The sequence below is a fragment of the Oleiphilus sp. HI0123 genome (assembly GCF_001635315.1).
The window spans coordinates 1-386 of the sequence record NZ_LWGE01000083.1 but is presented as its reverse complement, the minus strand read 5'-3'; the positions used below and the strand labels follow the sequence as shown (position 1 = coordinate 386).

Genomic DNA, 386 nt, shown 5'->3' with positions numbered 1-386 from the left:
TTCGCTGCTATCAAAACGATCTTACAGCTGAGCTGTTCTATCAAGAAGATGCTCTGTTGAATCGTTTCTCTCATTTCGAAAGCGAATTAGAACGTATTGCCAGATCAGGGATGGGCGACGAATGGGGAGGGCGTTTAAGTTTGGCTAAGCAGGCTTTTGATCTCTCGTTAAGCTATGCCCGCCTGTATGCTAATCATTTCTCCATACTAATCGATAAGAATACTTTTCAAAGCACACCTTATAGTCAGCGTTACGAACTCTATGGGCTTTCGCTGGGTATCAATCAGGGAAGCATTATGTACGAGCTTGATTTGGCCTATAAAACAAATCAACTCTCTTCAGTATATGCGCTGAGTGGTCGGCCTGAAAACTTAGAAAACAGGCTT

General features: G+C 43.0%; 1 protein-coding gene. It reads left to right on the top strand.

The window, feature by feature from the left end; genetic code table 11:
* A partial coding sequence (locus A3761_RS26515) for a hypothetical protein (protein ID WP_197472691.1) occupies nucleotides 1-386 on the top strand: 386 nt, incomplete at both ends.